This window comes from Streptomyces sp. BL1 (genome assembly GCF_057628045.1).
Window position 1 is genome coordinate 6,602,612 of record NZ_JBXYWZ010000002.1, and the last position, 15,198, is coordinate 6,617,809.

The following is a 15,198-nucleotide window of genomic DNA, read 5'->3' on the forward strand; positions in this document are numbered from 1 at the left end:
GCAGGCCGGACCACAGGCGAGGGGTGGCATGAGCGACACGGGTACACCAGAGGGCCAGCAGGACGCGCGTCCGGAGGTGCACCGGCTCAAGGCCGGGTCCGTCGGGCTCGTCGGCGTCGTCTTCATGGCCGTCGCCACCGCGGCCCCCATCACCGCGATGACCGGCAACCTCCCCATCGCGGTCGGCTCCGGCAACGGCACGGGCGCGCCCGCCGGTTACCTCTTCGCGACGGCCGTCCTCACCATCTTCTCGGTCGGCTACGTGGCGATGGCCCGCCGCATCACCGCCGCCGGCGCGTTCTACGGCTTCATCTCGCACGGCCTCGGCCGGATCGCCGGCATGGCCTCGGGGATGCTCGCCGTGCTCGCGTACATCGTCTTCGAGGCGTCGATCGTCGGCGTCTTCTCGTACTTCGCGAAGACCACCGTGTCCGACCAACTCGGCCTGGACGTCCCGTGGGTGGTGTACGCGGCGGCCATGCTCGCCGTCACCGCCGTCCTCGCCCACTTCGACATCCACCTCACGGCGAAGGCCCTCGGCGTCATGCTCGTCGCCGAGATCGCCGTACTGGCCGCCGTCGCGGTGGCGGTCGCCGTGCACGGCGGCGGCCCCGACGGCATCCCCGCCGAACCGGTCAACCCGCTCAACGCCTTCACCGGCACCTCCGCCGGACTCGGCCTGTTCTTCGCGTTCTGGTCGTGGGTCGGCTTCGAGTCGACCGCCATGTACGGGGAGGAGTCCCGCGACCCCAAGCGGGTCATCCCGCGCGCCACGATCATCTCCGTCGTCGGCGTCGGCCTGTTCTACATCGCCGTCTCCTGGATGACCATCGCAGGCAACGGCCTGGCACAGTCCGAGAAGATCTCGCAGTCGGCGAACCCGCTCGACCTGTTCTTCGCGCCCACGGACACCTTCATCGGCGGCTGGGCCGTCGACGCCTTCCAATGGCTGCTGCTCACCGGCTCGTTCGCCTGCGGCATGGCCTTCCACCAGTGCGCCTCGCGCTATCTGTACGCCATCGGCCGGGAGGGCTTCCTGCACCCGGCGCTGGGCCGCACGCACGCCCGGCACGGCTCCCCGTACCTCGCCTCGTACGTCCAGACCGGCATCGCCACGCTCCTCGTCGGCGGCTTCTGGATCACCGGGCAGGACCCGTACGTGCACCTCTACACACTGCTCGCCATCCTCGGCACGATGGCGATCCTCATCGTCCAGACCCTCTGCTCCTTCGCCGTCATCGGCTACTTCGCCCGCAACCATCCCGAGGACCGGCACTGGTTCCGCACGTTCACGGCGCCGCTGCTGGGCGGCATCGGCATGATCGCCGTCGTGGTGCTGCTGCTCGTCAACATGCGGACCGCCGCCGGGGACGCCGCCGGCTCCCCCTTCTTCCCGCTCATCCCGTGGATCGTCGGGCTGGTCTTCTTCGGCGGACTCGGACTGGCCCTCTACCTCCGCGCCCGGCGCCCCGCACGCTACGAGGTGATCGGCCGCATCGTCCTGGAGGACGCGGCGGAACGCGAGGCCGGGCCGGGGCCCGGCGCCGATTCCGAGTCGGAGGCCGGTTCCGATCCTGAGTCCGGTTCCGGTTCCGACGGTGACGGTGGGGCGGGGTCCGGTGCCGCTCCGGACGGCGACCCGTCGCCGGGCGCCGTATCCGCCGGCCCCGGCTGACGCCTCCGCCCCACCGGCCCCGGCTGAACACCCCCTGTTCCCGGCCCCGTTGCCCCCTGCCCCTTCCCCGAGGAGACCCCCATGGCACGTACGCCGATGATGCGCGCGCTGCGCCGGATGGCCGCCGAGCACCGTGCTGCCGCGGACCTGCGGCTGCCCCCGGACGCCGTACGTTCCCTCGACCGCCGTCAACTGCTGCGCCGGGCCGCCGCGTTGGGGATCGCCGTCGGAGCGGCCGGACCCGCCGCCGCGGCGGGTGCCGCGCCGGCGGCGGCGTCCGTACGGTCGGGGCCGTCCGGCGCCGCACCCCGTATCGCCGTCGTCGGCGCCGGCATCGCGGGCCTGACCACCGCGCTCACCCTCCAGGACGCCGGGCTGCGCTGCACCCTCTACGAGGCGGACCCGGAGCGGACCGGCGGCCGCATGTGGACCCAGCGGGACCACTGGGCGGACGGCCAGACGTCCGAGATCGGCGGCGAACTGATCGACACCAGTCACAAGAAGATCCTCGAACTCTGCCGCAGATTCCGCCTCCCCGTGCAGGACTTCGCCGCCGCCGGGCCCAAGGGGGCCGAGGAGACACTCTGGTTCGGCGGCGCCTACTACCCGCGGGAGAAGGCCGACGAGGACTTCAAGGACGTCTTCCAGGCGCTGCACCGCGACCTCAAGGGCGCCGGCGAGGTGACGTGGAAGAAGACCACCCCGGCCGGCACTGTGCTCGACAACATGCCGCTGCGGGAGTGGATCGAATCCCGCGTCCCGGGCGGAACGGCCTCCCCGCTGGGCCGGTTCATCGACGTCGCCTACACCGTCGAGTACGGCGCCGACACCGCCGAACAGTCCGCCCTCGCGCTCGTCCTGCTCATGGGCTACCAGCCCCGGCCCGGCCACTTCAGCGTGTGGGGAGAGTCCGACGAGCGGTACCACATCACCGGCGGCAACGATCAACTCCCGCACGCCATCGCCGCGTCAATGCCCGCCGGCACCGTGCGCCACGGCTGGTCCCTGGACGCCGTGCGCGCCCGGCCCGACGGCACCCAGGCCCTCACCTTCACCGAGGGCGGCGCGACCCGGACCGTCACCGCCGACCACACCGTCCTGACCGTGCCGCTGGGCGTGCTGCAGCGCCTCGACCTCTCCGGCGCCGGCTTCGACCCGCGGATGACGGCCCTGCTGCGGGACGCCCGCATGGGCCACTGCACCAAGCTCAACATGCAGTGCGCGTCCCGCCCTTGGCGCGGCAGCGGCCCCTGGCCCGGCGTCAGCGCCGGCGACTGCTTCACCGACCTCGACGTACAGCAGACCTGGGACACCACGAAGGCCCAGCCCGGCACCGGCGGCATCCTCATCCAGTACGGCGCGGGATCCCTCGCCCGGTCCCTCACCCCGGGCGCGCCCTTCGCCACCGAGTCCGACCCGTACGTCCGCGCCCTCGCCGAGCGGCGCCTCATGGAGACGGACCGCTTCTTCCCCGGCACCCGCGCCGCCTGGACGGGCCGCGCCCAGCTGTCCGCGTGGCACCTCAACCCGTATGCGTACGGGGCCTATTCGTACTGGCCCGTCGGCTATCTGCACCGTTACGCGGGCTACGAGGGGACCCGGCAGGGCAACATCCACCTCGGCGGCGAGCACACCTCGTACGACTTCCAGGGCTTCATGAACGGCGGCGCCGTGGAGGGGGAGCGGGCGGCCAAGGAGATCATCGACGATCTGACATGACCGCGAACGCGACGTGACCGCGAACGCGATGTGACCGGGAATGCGACGTGACCGCGGTCACCCGGCGTGACCGCGCGGCTGGGGCGTACCGCGTGCCTGCTAGCGTCCGTTGGCATGAACGACAACGTGTACGTGGGCAGGGCCGCGAAGGACGCGGCGCTGGACCGGGGCTGGCTGCTCGGCCACTTCAAGGACGTGGACGACCCCCGGCACAGCGAGGACGTCGAGATCAAGTGGGGTGTCCACCCGCCCGGCGACACGCGTGCCCAGTGGGCCACGGGAGAGGTCCGTACGGCCCTCCTGGTGCTGATCAGCGGCCGGTTCCGGATGGAGTTCCCGGACGGCGACGTGGTCCTCAGCGAACAGGGCGACTACGTGGTGTGGGGCAAGGGCGTCGACCACTCGTGGACGGCGGAGGAGGAGTCCGTCGTCCTCACAGTCCGCTGGCCGTCCGTAGCCGGCTACCGAGTCCCGGACGACGACGCGGAATAAGGGGCGCGGGGAACGGCGCAAACCCCAGCGGCACCGCAGCGGCCAGACACCCGCCGAGGCACAGCGGGTACCGGTAAGGGGCGCGGGGAACGGCGCAACCAAGGGGCGCGGGGAACGGCGCAAGCTCCTGCCCTCAGAGCCGCGCACACCCCGTCGCGGCGCGGGCGAAGCCAAGAAGCAGGTCGCGGGCCGCCCCCGGCGTAATCTCCGGATTACGGCTGACGATGTGCAACCCGTACCCGTCCTCCAGCGCCACAAGATTGCGGGCGACCTCGCCCACCGCCGCGGCCAGCGTGAACTCGCCCGTCGCCGCGCCCACTTCCAGCACCGTCGTGTAGAGCGCGACCTCCCGCGCGAAGAGCGAGGCCATCAGCGCCGCGTGCCCCGCGCTGCGGTCCGCGCGGCTGTGCAGCTCGTACAGCAGACCGTGCCCGGCGTCATCCGGGCCCGACGGCAGGCCCGACCCGACGGCGGCGCGCAGCCGCTCCACGGGGTCCGCCACGCCGTCCGTGCACGCGTGACGGTCCGCCAGGAAGCGGTCCACCGCGCCCCGGTGGACCTCCAGAACGAGTTCGTCGAGCTCCGGGTAGTAGTACAGCACCGAGCCCGCGGACACCCCGGCCTCCGCCGCGATGTCCTTGATGCGCAGCCCGGCCAGCCCGCGCACCGAGATCGCGCGCCCCGCCGCGTCGACGAGGGCCTCGCGCCTGGCGCCTTGGTTCTTCGGTCTCCCCATGCGGTTAATTCTCTGTTACCGGCATCAAGGAAAGCAAGTTCTTTCCGTCCACCCCATTGACGACCCCTGTCGCCGTTGTTTGAATCTCGGCTCAAAGAACTGGCGAAGGGTGTGGCATGAGCGAGACTCCGGCACCACCACCGGCCCCCGGCGGCGTGGTGGAGCAGCGCACCATCGACGTCGTCCCGGAGAGCGAGCGGCACGGACGGACCCGGGACCTGTTCACCATCTGGTTCTCGGCGAACCTGGGCCCGCTCACCCTCGTCACGGGAGCGCTCGGGCCCTCCGCCTTCGGGCTGTCCTTCTGGTGGAGCCTCGCGGCGCTGCTCGTCGGGCACCTCGGCGGCGGCGTCCTGATGGCGGGGCACTCCGCGCAGGGGCCGAGGCTGGGCGTACCCCAAATGATCCAGAGCCGGGGCCAGTTCGGCACCGTGGGCGCGCTCGTCGTGGTCCTCGCGGTGATCGTGATGTACCAGGGCTTCTTCGCGTCGAACCTCGTCGTCGGCGCCCAGTCGCTGCGCGAGGTCGTCCCGGCCGTGTCCCTGGACGCGGGGATCGCGCTCGGCGCCGCCGTCAGCCTCGCCGTCGCCGTGGTCGGATACCGGCTGATGCACCGCGTCGGCGCCGTCTCCAGCTGGCTGTTCGGCGCCGTGCAGATCGCCGGCGCGGCATGGCTGCTGTTCGGCGGGCTGCCGCACGACTTCCTCACCCGCGGCGGGTTCAGCCTCGGCGGGTTCCTCGGAATGGTGTCGGTCGGCGCGCTGTGGCAGATCGCCTACGCGCCCTACGTCTCGGACTACTCCCGCTACATGCCGTCCTCCACGGCCGGCGTCCGCTCCACCTTCTGGTGCACCTACTGGGGCACGGTCCTCGGGAGCCTGCTGCCGATGACCGTCGGCGCGGCCGTCGGACTCGCCATGACGGGCACCGATCCGGTCGCCGCGCAGAGCCAGCTGCTGGGCGGTCCGCTCGCCCAACTCACGCTCTGGTGCTTCGCGTTGGTGACGATGCTGACCAACTCGATGAACCTGTACGGCGCCGTCCTGTGCGTCGTCACCACCGTGCAGACCTTCGCCACCCGCTGGTTCCCGCGCAGCCTCGGCCGCGCGCTGCTGGGGGCCGGGCTCTGCGCGCTGTCCGCCGTCCTCGCGCTGGCCTTCGCGGGCAGCTTCATGGACAGCTACCTCAACTTCCTCTACGTCCTGCAGTACCTGCTCGTCCCCTGGACGGCCATCAACCTCGCCGACTTCTACCTCGTCCGGCGCGGCCACTACGACGTCGCGGACTTCTTCGCCCGCGACGGAGGCCGCTACGGCCGCGTCAATTGGCCGGCGCTGACCGTGTATCTGCTCGGTGTCGCCGTGGAGTTCCCCTTCATGGCGCAGACGATGTACACGGGCCCCGTCGCCGCCGCGCTCGGCGGCACCGACCTGGGGTGGCTCGCCGGACTCCTCTTCTCCCTGCCCGCCTACCTGTTCGCGGTGCGCCGTTCCGCGCGCCGCCGCACCTCCACCGCACCCAAGACGCCCACCCCGCCCCGTACCGGAGCCGCAGCATGACACGCCGCACCCTGGCGGACTGGCAGCAGTCCGCAGCCCAACTGAGCCCCCGTACCCGCGCGTTCATCGACGGCGCGCCCCGTACCGCCGTCTCCGGCGCCCTCTTCCCGACCGTCGACCCCGCCACCGGCAAGACCACCGCCGAGGTCGCCGCCTGCGACACCGCCGACGTCGACGCCGCCGTACGGGCCGCGCGCACCGCCTTCGACGACGGCCGCTGGTCGCGGCTCGCGCCCGCCGAGCGCAAGGCGCGGCTGCTGCGGCTCGCCGCGCTCATCGAGGCGAACGGGCCCGAACTCGCCCTGTACGACACCCTCGACATGGGCAAGCCCATCTCGGAGACGTACGGCGCGGACGTGCCGGGCGCCGCCGCCTGCTTCGCCTGGCACGCGGAGGCCGCCGACAAGATGTACGGCGAGACCGCGCCCCTGCCGCCGGGTGAACTCGCCCTCGTGCGGCGGGTCCCGCTCGGTGTCGTCGGCGCCGTCGTGCCGTGGAACTTCCCCCTCGACATGGCCTCCTGGAAGCTCGCGCCCGCCCTCGCCGCCGGCAACAGCGTCGTCCTCAAGCCCGCCGAACAGTCACCCCTCTCCGCGCTGCGCCTGGCCGAACTGGCCCTGGAGGCAGGCATCCCCGACGGGGTGCTGAACGTCGTGCCCGGGTACGGGGAGACGGCCGGGCGCGCGCTGGGCCTGCACCCCGACGTGGACGTACTGGCCTTCACGGGGTCGACGGACGTCGGCAAGCTGTTCCTCGGCTACGCGGGCGAGTCCAACCTCAAGGCCGTATGGCCCGAATGCGGCGGCAAGAGCCCCAACGTGATCTTCGCCGATGCCGACCTGGAGGCCGCCGCCGAGCGTGCCGCCTGGGGCTTCACGTACAACGGCGGGCAGATCTGCTCGGCCAACACCCGGCTGCTCGTACAGGCGGACATCGCCGAGGAGTTCACCGCCGAGGTCGTCCGGCACGCCGCGGCCATCGCCCCCGGCGACCCGCTCGACCCGGACACCGCCTTCGGCCCCCTCGTGGACGCCGCGCAGGTCGACCGGCTCACCGCCGAACTGGACGGCGCACGGCAGCGCGGCGGCACCGTGCACGGCGGGACCCGCCCCGCGCGGGAGGGCGCGTACGTGGAGCCGGCCGTCGTCACAGGGCTGACGGCCCGTGACCGGATGGCGCAGCACGAGCTGTTCGGGCCCGTCCTCACGGTGCTGCCGTTCACCGACGAGAGCGAGGCCGTACAGATCGCCAACGACTCCGCGTACGGGCTGGCCGCCTCCGTGTGGACCCGCGACCTGTCCCGCGCCCACCGCGTCGCCGACGCGCTGCACGCCGGAACGGTCTCCGTGAACACCGTCGACGCCCTCGACCCGCGCACCCCCTTCGGCGGGTTCAAACAGTCCGGCTACGGCCGGGACCTCTCCGCGCACTCCTTCGACAAGTACACCGGCCTCAAGACGACCTGGATCAGCTACTGATGGGCGCGCACCCCATGGCGGACCGGCCACCGGACACCGCGCGGCGGATCACCGACGAGATCGCGCGCCGCACCGACGAGCTGGTCGAACTCACCGCCGCGCTCGTCTCGTTCGACACCACCGTGCGCGGCGACGCGGACGAGAAGCCGCGCGACGAGGCGGACCTCCAGGAGTATCTGGCCGGGCGGCTGCGCGCCGCCGGAGCCACCGTCGACGTGTTCACGCCGCGCCCGGGCGATCTGCCCGCGTCGCCGCAGACGCCGCCGGGGCTCGGCTTCGACGGGCGGCCCCAGCTCGCCGCGCGGATCCCCGGCACGGGCCGCGGGCCGAGCCTGCTGTTCAACGGGCACATCGACGTGGTCTCCGCGGAACCCCGTACGGCGTGGACGAGCGACCCGTTCCGCGCCGAGGTGCGCGACGGCCGGCTGTACGGGCGCGGCACCTGCGACATGAAGGGCGGCATCGCCGCCGCCGTCATCGCGGTGGAGGCGCTGACCTCCCTCGGCATCGCCCTCGACGGTGACCTGCTGCTCAACACCGTGACCGACGAAGAGTGGAACGGCGCCGGCACGCTCGCCTCCGTGGCACACGGCGTACGGGCCGACGCCGCCGTCGTACCGGAGCCCACCGACCTCGACACCGTCGTCTCCCAACGCGGCATCCTCGGCGGCACGGTCACCGTCGAGGGCCGCCCCGGGCACGCCGAATACCCGCCGGGCGACTGGCGCCACGGCGGCGCCGTCAACGCCATCGAGCAGACCGTCCCCGTCCTCGCGGCCCTCCGCGCGCTCCGCGAACGCTGGGCGGACGACCCCGAGCACGCCCACCCGCTGCTGCCGGTGCCGTCCCTCGTGCCCACGATGATCCGCGGCGGGGAGTGGTGGGTGACGTATCCGGCGTCCTGCTCCGTCGATCTGGACGTCACGTATCTGCCCGTCCAGGCGGACGCGGACGGCTTCGCCTCGGCCGTACGCCGCGAGATCGAGGAGGAGGTACGGGCGGCCGTCGCCGGCGACGGCTGGCTCGCCGCGCACCCGCCGACCTTCCGCTGGGAGACCGAACTTCCGCCGGCCGAGGTGCCGTTGGAGCACGAACTGGTACGCCGCATGGCGGTCGCGGCGGCGGGGGCCGGCCGCGTCTCGAAGCCCCTGGGCGAGCCCTCGTGGACCGACGCGGCCACCCTCACCCGGCTGGCCGGCACCCCCGCGGTGTGCCTCGGCCCCACCGCGACCCGGCCCGACGGCTCGGCGACGCTGCACACCGTCGACGAGTACGTCACCGTCACCGACCTCACCGACACCGCCAAGGCCCTCGCCCTGGCGGCGGTCTCCCTGACGTCCCCGTAACCAACGCCGGCACGTACTCCGTACGACTCAACTGCACCCGCATGACCGACATTTGCTCAGAAAGGAACCCCGAATGACCCCCGATCTCTCCACCGCGGCGCAGCTCGCCGCCGCCGACCGTGCGCGGATCATCCACCCCTATCTGCCCGGCACCGCCGAGGAGCGGGTCGTGATGACCGAGGGCTCCGGCTGCCGGCTCACCGACGCCGAGGGCAACTCGTACCTCGACGCCACCGGCGGCCTGTGGCTCGCCCAGATCGGGCACGGGCGCGAGGAGATCGCCCGCGCCGCGGCCGAACAGATGGGCAGGCTGGAGTACTTCACCAGCTTCTGGGAGTTCTCCAACGACCGCGCCGTCGAACTCGCCGTGCGCCTCACGGAGTTGGCGCCCGAGGGCATGGGGCACGTCTACTTCACGTCCGGCGGCTCCGAGGGCAACGAGGCGGCCATCAAGATGGCCCGCTACTACCACCACCGGCGCGGCGAGACCGACCGCACGTGGATCCTGGCCCGCGACAAGGCGTACCACGGCGTGGCCTACGGCGGCGGCTCCGCCACCGGATTCCCGGTGTACCACGAGGGCTTCGCGCCGATGATGCCGCACGTCAGCCACCTCACCCCGCCGTGGCCGTACCGCACCGAGCTGTACGGCGGCGAGGACCCCTGCGACTTCCTCATCCGCGAACTGGAGGAGCGCATCGCGGAGATCGGCCCCGGCAACATCGCCGCGATGATCGGCGAGCCCATCATGGGCGTCGGCGGCATGCTCGTCCCGCCGGACGACTACTGGCCGCGCGTGCGCGAGGTCCTGGACCGGCACGGCATCCTGCTCATCTTCGACGAGGTCGTCACCGCGTACGGGCGGACCGGCGAATGGTTCGCCGCGCAGCACTTCGGCGTCACCCCCGACATCATCGTCACCGCCAAGGGCATCACCTCCGGCTACATCCCCCTCGGCGCGCTGCTCGTCGGCGACCACGTCGCGGAGCGGCTGCTGGCCGACCACGGCTTCCCGATGGGCTACACGTACAACGGGCACCCCGTCGCCGCCGCCGTGGCCCTCGCCAACCTCGACGTCATCGAACGCGAGGGGCTGCTGGCCCGCGCGGTCACGGGCGGTGCCGCGCTGCACCGTGAACTGGAGGCGCAGCTGGGTGACTTGGACATCGTCGGCGAGGTGCGGTCGGTGGGGATGATGCTCGCCGTCGAGCTGGTCACCGACAAGGAGAGCCGCACCCCGCTGCCCGTACGCCCCGAGCAGATGCCGCACGACGTGATCCGCCGCGAGTCGGGCGTGATCGTGCGGGACTCCGCGCACAGCATTGTGCTGTCGCCGCCGCTGATCCTCGGCGACGGCGAGGCCAAGGAGATCGGCGCGGCCCTCCGCTCCGTCCTCGAACGCACCCTGCCCACCGGCGAGATCCGCCGCTGACGCACTCTGGAGGCCCTCGTGCCAGCCAACCCCGCTCCACCAGGCAGAACCGGGAGCGGGGTGCCGGCCGAACCCCCGGCCGGCGCCCCCGGAGCACCCGGTACGGACCCGGACTCCCCACCGGTTCCCCAACTGAAGCGCAGCCTCCGCCGCTTCGACATCATGGCGATGGGCATCGCCGCCGTCATCTCCTTCGACGTGCTCGGCCAGATCGCCACCGGCGGCGGCGAGGCCGTCACCTGGACCGCCGTCATCGCGGTGCTGTTCCTGCTGCCGTACGCGCTGCTGTTCGCCGAGACCGGCGCCGCGTACCCGCAGGAGGGCGGCCCGTACGTCTGGGTGAAGCTCGCCTTCGGCCGCTTCGCCGCCGCGCTGACCACCCTCTTCTACTGGGTCACCAACCCCGTGTGGCTGGGCGGTTCGCTCGTCTTCCTCGCCGCCGAGACCTGGGACGGCTTCATCTCCCCGCTCGGCCACGGCACCGTCGCCGACTACACGTTCAAGCTGCTGTTCATCTGGGCGTCGATCCTCACCGCGGTCGTGTCCCTGCGCCGCGGAAAGTGGATCACGACGGCGGGTGCGGTCGTGAAGGTCGGCTCCATGGCCGGATTCACGGCCACAGCCCTCGCGTACGGGATGCAGCACGGCTTCGCCGGGCTCGGCGGCGCGCACCTCGCGCCGACCACGGCGGGCTTCCTCGCGCTCGTACCCGTCCTGCTGTTCGCGTTCGTCGGCTTCGAGGCGCCGAACGCGGCCGGCGACGAAATGCACGATCCGCAGCGCGACATCCCCGTCTCCGTCGGCGTCTCGGCGTTCGTCGCCGCCTGCTGCTATCTGCTGCCCGTCGCTGCGATCCTCGCCGTCACCCCGCCCGGAAAGGTCACCGGCATCGGCGGCTTCATGGACGCGGCCCGGCTGGTGTTCGGCGTGTACGGCGGCTGGGGCGGCCCGCTGCTCACCACCGCCGCGGTCATGTTCGTGTTCGCGCTGCTCACCCAGGGCAGCGCCTGGATGATCGTCAGCGACCGGATGCAGGCGATGGTCGCGGCCGACGGCGGCTTCTTCAGCCGCGGCCTCGGCGCCTTCCACGAACGGCTCGGCACCCCCGTACGCATGAACCTGCTGTCCGGCGTGACCGCGACCGTGTTCATGCTCGCCGCGATGAACCTCGCGGGAGGCGGGGGAGCGGGCGCGGTCTTCGGCGTGGTCCTCACCGTCGCCGTCACCACCCTCCTGCTCTCCTACCTCGTGGTCGTGCCCGCGCTGGTGGCGCTCCGCCGCCGCGACCGGTCGACCGTACGGCCCTACCGGGTGCCGTTCGGCGACGCGGGCTTCTACGGAAGCGCGGTCCTCGTCTACGCCTGGATCCTCGTCGGATCCTGGTCGGCGCTGTTCCCCGGCACGCTGGAGTGGCTGCTCGGCGTGGCGTACGACTTCCGCGGCACGTGGGGCGTCTCCCGCACCACCTTCGAGGTGTTCACCCTGGGCACGGTCCTGATCCTGCTCGTCCTCGGCACGGCGGGGCGGCTGCGCGCCGGCTCCGCGGAGCGCCGGGGAGGGGCGATGGCGTCGGAGTGAGGCGGGGCGCCGCGTGACGGTGAACCGGCAGGGCTGGGCGTCGCGTTACCGTGCGCGGCGCCCACGCCGCATGGGTCAGTCGCGCCCCTGCGGGGCCACCGCTCCGAGGAGGGCCCGTGCGCACAGGTCCCGTACCTGTGCGCGCGGCATGTCCGGCTCGTCCAGCCACTCCAGACACACCGACACCAGAAACGCCAACCACCCACGTACCGCGAGCCGCAGCGTCGCCGTGCTCTCGCCGCGCGCCGCGAACTCCGGGTCGGCCGCGAGCGCGTCGAGGATCTGCCGCTCCTGCGCGGCCAGCCCCTCCCGGTACACCGTCCGCACCGCCGGATCGCCCGCCGCGGCCGCCCCGTGAAAGGCCCGGAACCCCTGCGCGTGCGTCTCCACGTACGTGAGGAACGTGTCCAGCCCCGCGCCGATCTGCTCCCGCAGCGGTACGCCCGGGACGGCGGCCGTCAGCCGCAGCATCCGCTCGCTCTCGCGCTGCACGACCGCGGCGAAGAAGTCCCGCTTCGTGGGGAAGTAGTGGTACATCAACCCCCGGGACACCCCGGCAATCTCCGCGACCCGCTCGACCAACACGTCGTCGTACGGCCCCTGCGCGAACAGCTTCGCGCCCACCGCCAGCAGCTCTTCCCGCCGCTCCCCGGTACTCAACCGCCGCCGCTTCCGCCCCGCCGCGACCCGCTCTCCCTCCCCAACGACCATGCGCCACACCGTACGTGACCCCCGCGGGGCTGGTGCCGGGGCTCTCCGTAGGCGGGGTGGTGCGTCGTAATGCTCGTTGAACGAGCGGTACGACGCACCACCCCCGACTCGAACCCCGGGGCGGATTGGTTGACGTGGGTTCAATAGGGGTCGCAGACTTGGGAGCGCTATTGAATCCATGTGTAACAGGCGTCGGTCGGTGTGCGGCGGCGTGCTGGGGGCCTTCAACGGACGGGCGGGGTACGGCAGATGAGTGGCGGGACCGGCGGGGCGAGGGGTAGCGCGGCGACGACGGCGGGGAGCGAGGCCGGCGGGCCGGCGACCGCCAACGGGTCCGCCCCCGCCGAGGGCGTCGCCCCCACCCGCACCGACCCGCCCGCCGACCGCAGCGACGCCCCCGCCGACCGCGCCCCCGCGGACCCCGCCGCCCCCACCCTCCCCAAGGGCTTCCGCAGCGCGGAGCACGGCTGGCCGGAGCTGCATCGCATCCCGCATCCGCCGTACCGGGTGCCGGTGGTTGGGGACGTTGTGGGGGCGAATGTCCGGACGCCTGTGCAGGATTCGATGCGGCTGGCCCGGAAGCTGGGGCCCGTGTTCCGGCGGAAGGGGTTCGGCAAGGAGATCGTGTTCGTGTGGGGCGCGGAGGCGGCGGCGGAGCTTGCCGACGAGTCGCGGTTCGCGAAGCACGTGGGGCTGGGGGTGGCCAATCTGCGGCCGGTCGCCGGGGACGGCCTGTTCACGGCGTACAACCACGAGCCCAACTGGCAGCTGGCGCACGACATTCTGGCGCCGGGTTTCAGCCGCGCGGCCATGGAGGGTTACCACCCGCTGATGCTCGACGTGGCGCGCCGGCTGATGGCGCACTGGGACGAGCGGGAGGCCGCGGGCGCCCGCGTCGACGTGCCGGGTGACATGACGAAGCTGACGCTGGAGACCATCGCGCGTACCGGGTTCGGGCACGACTTCGGGTCCTTCGAGCGCGCCCGGCCGCACCCGTTCGTGACCGCCATGGTCGGCACGCTGTCCTTCGCGCAGCGCCGCAACACTGTGCCGCCGCTGCTGGCTCCCGTACTGCTGCGCGGCGCCACCCGGCGGAACGCGGCGGACATGGCGTACCTCAACCAGGCCGTCGACGAGGTGATCGAGGCCCGTCGCGGCGCGGGCGACTCCGGCAGGCAGGGCGATCTGCTGGACCGGATGCTGGAGACCGCGCACCCGGAGACGGGGGAGCGGATGAGTACGGAGAACATCCGCCGCCAGGTCATCACGTTCCTCGTCGCCGGGCACGAAACCACCTCGGGCGCCCTGTCGTTCGCCCTGCACTACCTCTCGCGCAACCCCGACGTACTGGCCCGCGCCCGCGAGGAAGTGGACCGCGTGTGGGGCACGGAGGAGCCGGGGTACGCGCAGGTCGCCAAGCTCCGTTACGTACGCCGTGTGCTCGACGAGGCGCTGCGCCTGTGGCCGACGGCCCCCGCGTTCGCCCGCGAGGCCGTCGCCGACACGACGCTCGGCGGCGAGCATCCGATGCGGCGGGGCGCGTGGGCGCTCGTGCTGACGCTGATGCTGCACCGCGATCCGGCCGCGTGGGGCGAGGACGCGGAGACGTTCGACCCGGACCGGTTCGCGCCGGCCGCCGTACGGGCCCGTCCCGCGCACGTCTACAAGCCGTTCGGTACGGGAGCGCGCGCGTGCATCGGGCGTCAATTCGCCCTGCACGAGGCCACGTTGGTGCTGGGTCTGCTGCTGCGCCGGTACGACCTGATCCCCGATCCCGGCTACGGGCTGCGCGTCGCCGAACGCCTCACCCTGATGCCCGAGGGCCTCGAACTCGGCCTCGTACGACGCTGAACGTACGACGCTGAACGTGCGACGCTGAGCGTGCGACGCTGAGCGTGCTGCGCTGAGCCCCGGTCCGACTCGCCGCCGTCCCGGTGGGGCGCCTCGCGCGGATTTGGAACCGCCGGCCGCCGGGCACCCGGCGCGGCGAGACCACAGGCGACGCGGGAACGGGAGTTGGCACCATGACCGAGGAGAAGTCCACCCGCCACACCATCGAGACCTTCTTCCGCAGGCTGGGCGCCGGCGAGGACATCAGCGACATGTTCGCCGACGCCGTCGACCACTACGTGCCGGGCTCCGAGGCCGTGCCGTGGACCGGCCGCCGCTCCACCCGCGCTGAGGTCGCCGAGTTCTTCGCGATGCTGCGCGACCATCTGGCGCCCCGGTCGTTCGAGCTGACGAAGCTGGTCGTGGAGGGCGCGGACGGTGTCGCGCTGGGCCGGTTCGCCTACACGGTACGGTCCAACGGCCGCCCCTTCGAAGGGCAGTTCGCGCTGCACCTCACCGTCGAGGAAGGGCTCGTCGTGCGGTACCACATGTACGAGGACAGCCACGCCCTCGACCGCGCCGTCACCGGCAGCTGACCTCCAAGGACCCAAGCCCCTCACCGACCCGCGGTCCCGAAAAGCC

The 15,198-nt window shown here is 72.4% G+C and carries 12 protein-coding genes; 10 read left to right on the top strand and 2 right to left on the bottom strand.

Annotated elements, in window-relative coordinates:
- Positions 1–28: 28 nt before the first annotated feature.
- From AC3AGO_RS28920 to AC3AGO_RS28930, 3 genes are all read left to right on the top strand, one after another.
- Positions 29–1,675, top strand: a complete 1,647-nt coding sequence (locus AC3AGO_RS28920) for an APC family permease (RefSeq protein ID WP_487823187.1) — start codon at positions 29–31, stop codon at positions 1,673–1,675.
- 81 nt (positions 1,676–1,756) lie between these two features.
- Positions 1,757–3,394, top strand: a complete 1,638-nt coding sequence (locus AC3AGO_RS28925; protein ID WP_487823188.1) for a flavin monoamine oxidase family protein — start codon at positions 1,757–1,759, stop codon at positions 3,392–3,394.
- Between the two features lie 114 nt (positions 3,395–3,508).
- Entirely contained in the window at positions 3,509–3,886 is a 378-nt protein-coding gene (locus AC3AGO_RS28930) for a cupin domain-containing protein (RefSeq protein ID WP_487823189.1), read from the top strand.
- 133 nt (positions 3,887–4,019) lie between these two features.
- On the opposite strand, the gene AC3AGO_RS28935 is transcribed toward AC3AGO_RS28930, so the two are convergent.
- A complete protein-coding gene (locus AC3AGO_RS28935) occupies positions 4,020–4,622 on the bottom strand; it encodes a TetR/AcrR family transcriptional regulator (protein WP_487823190.1) in 603 nt (200 codons plus the stop codon).
- Positions 4,623–4,738: 116 nt separating this feature from the next.
- Here AC3AGO_RS28935 and AC3AGO_RS28940 point away from each other — a divergent pair, with 116 nt between their 5' ends.
- The 5 genes from AC3AGO_RS28940 (at position 4,739) to AC3AGO_RS28960 (ending at position 12,015) form a co-directional block, all read left to right on the top strand.
- On the top strand, positions 4,739–6,181 hold the full coding sequence (locus tag AC3AGO_RS28940; protein ID WP_487823191.1) for a purine-cytosine permease family protein: 1,443 nt from the start codon (positions 4,739–4,741) through the stop codon (positions 6,179–6,181).
- Complete coding sequence (locus tag AC3AGO_RS28945) at positions 6,178–7,659, top strand: aldehyde dehydrogenase (protein WP_487823192.1); 1,482 nt, start codon at positions 6,178–6,180, stop codon at positions 7,657–7,659. The genes AC3AGO_RS28940 and AC3AGO_RS28945 overlap by 4 nt, the downstream gene beginning before the upstream one ends.
- Complete coding sequence (locus tag AC3AGO_RS28950) at positions 7,659–9,005, top strand: M20 family metallopeptidase (RefSeq protein WP_487823193.1); 1,347 nt, start codon at positions 7,659–7,661, stop codon at positions 9,003–9,005. The genes AC3AGO_RS28945 and AC3AGO_RS28950 overlap by 1 nt, the downstream gene beginning before the upstream one ends.
- A gap of 73 nt (positions 9,006–9,078) precedes the next feature.
- The gene (locus tag AC3AGO_RS28955) at positions 9,079–10,437 is read left to right on the top strand and encodes an aminotransferase family protein (RefSeq protein WP_487823194.1); all 1,359 of its coding nucleotides are present in this window, start codon (positions 9,079–9,081) and stop codon (positions 10,435–10,437) included.
- A gap of 60 nt (positions 10,438–10,497) precedes the next feature.
- Positions 10,498–12,015 carry an APC family permease gene (locus AC3AGO_RS28960; protein ID WP_487823195.1) on the top strand — a complete coding sequence of 506 codons (1,518 nt, stop codon included), beginning with the start codon at positions 10,498–10,500 and terminating at the stop codon, positions 12,013–12,015.
- A gap of 75 nt (positions 12,016–12,090) precedes the next feature.
- On the opposite strand, the gene AC3AGO_RS28965 is transcribed toward AC3AGO_RS28960, so the two are convergent.
- On the bottom strand, positions 12,091–12,726 hold the full coding sequence (locus tag AC3AGO_RS28965; RefSeq protein ID WP_487823196.1) for a TetR/AcrR family transcriptional regulator: 636 nt from the start codon (positions 12,724–12,726) through the stop codon (positions 12,091–12,093).
- A gap of 249 nt (positions 12,727–12,975) precedes the next feature.
- Here AC3AGO_RS28965 and AC3AGO_RS28970 point away from each other — a divergent pair, with 249 nt between their 5' ends.
- Positions 12,976–14,577 carry a cytochrome P450 gene (locus AC3AGO_RS28970; protein ID WP_487823197.1) on the top strand — a complete coding sequence of 534 codons (1,602 nt, stop codon included), beginning with the start codon at positions 12,976–12,978 and terminating at the stop codon, positions 14,575–14,577.
- A gap of 173 nt (positions 14,578–14,750) precedes the next feature.
- On the top strand, positions 14,751–15,152 hold the full coding sequence (locus AC3AGO_RS28975; RefSeq protein WP_487823198.1) for a nuclear transport factor 2 family protein: 402 nt from the start codon (positions 14,751–14,753) through the stop codon (positions 15,150–15,152).
- Positions 15,153–15,198 lie beyond the last annotated feature (46 nt).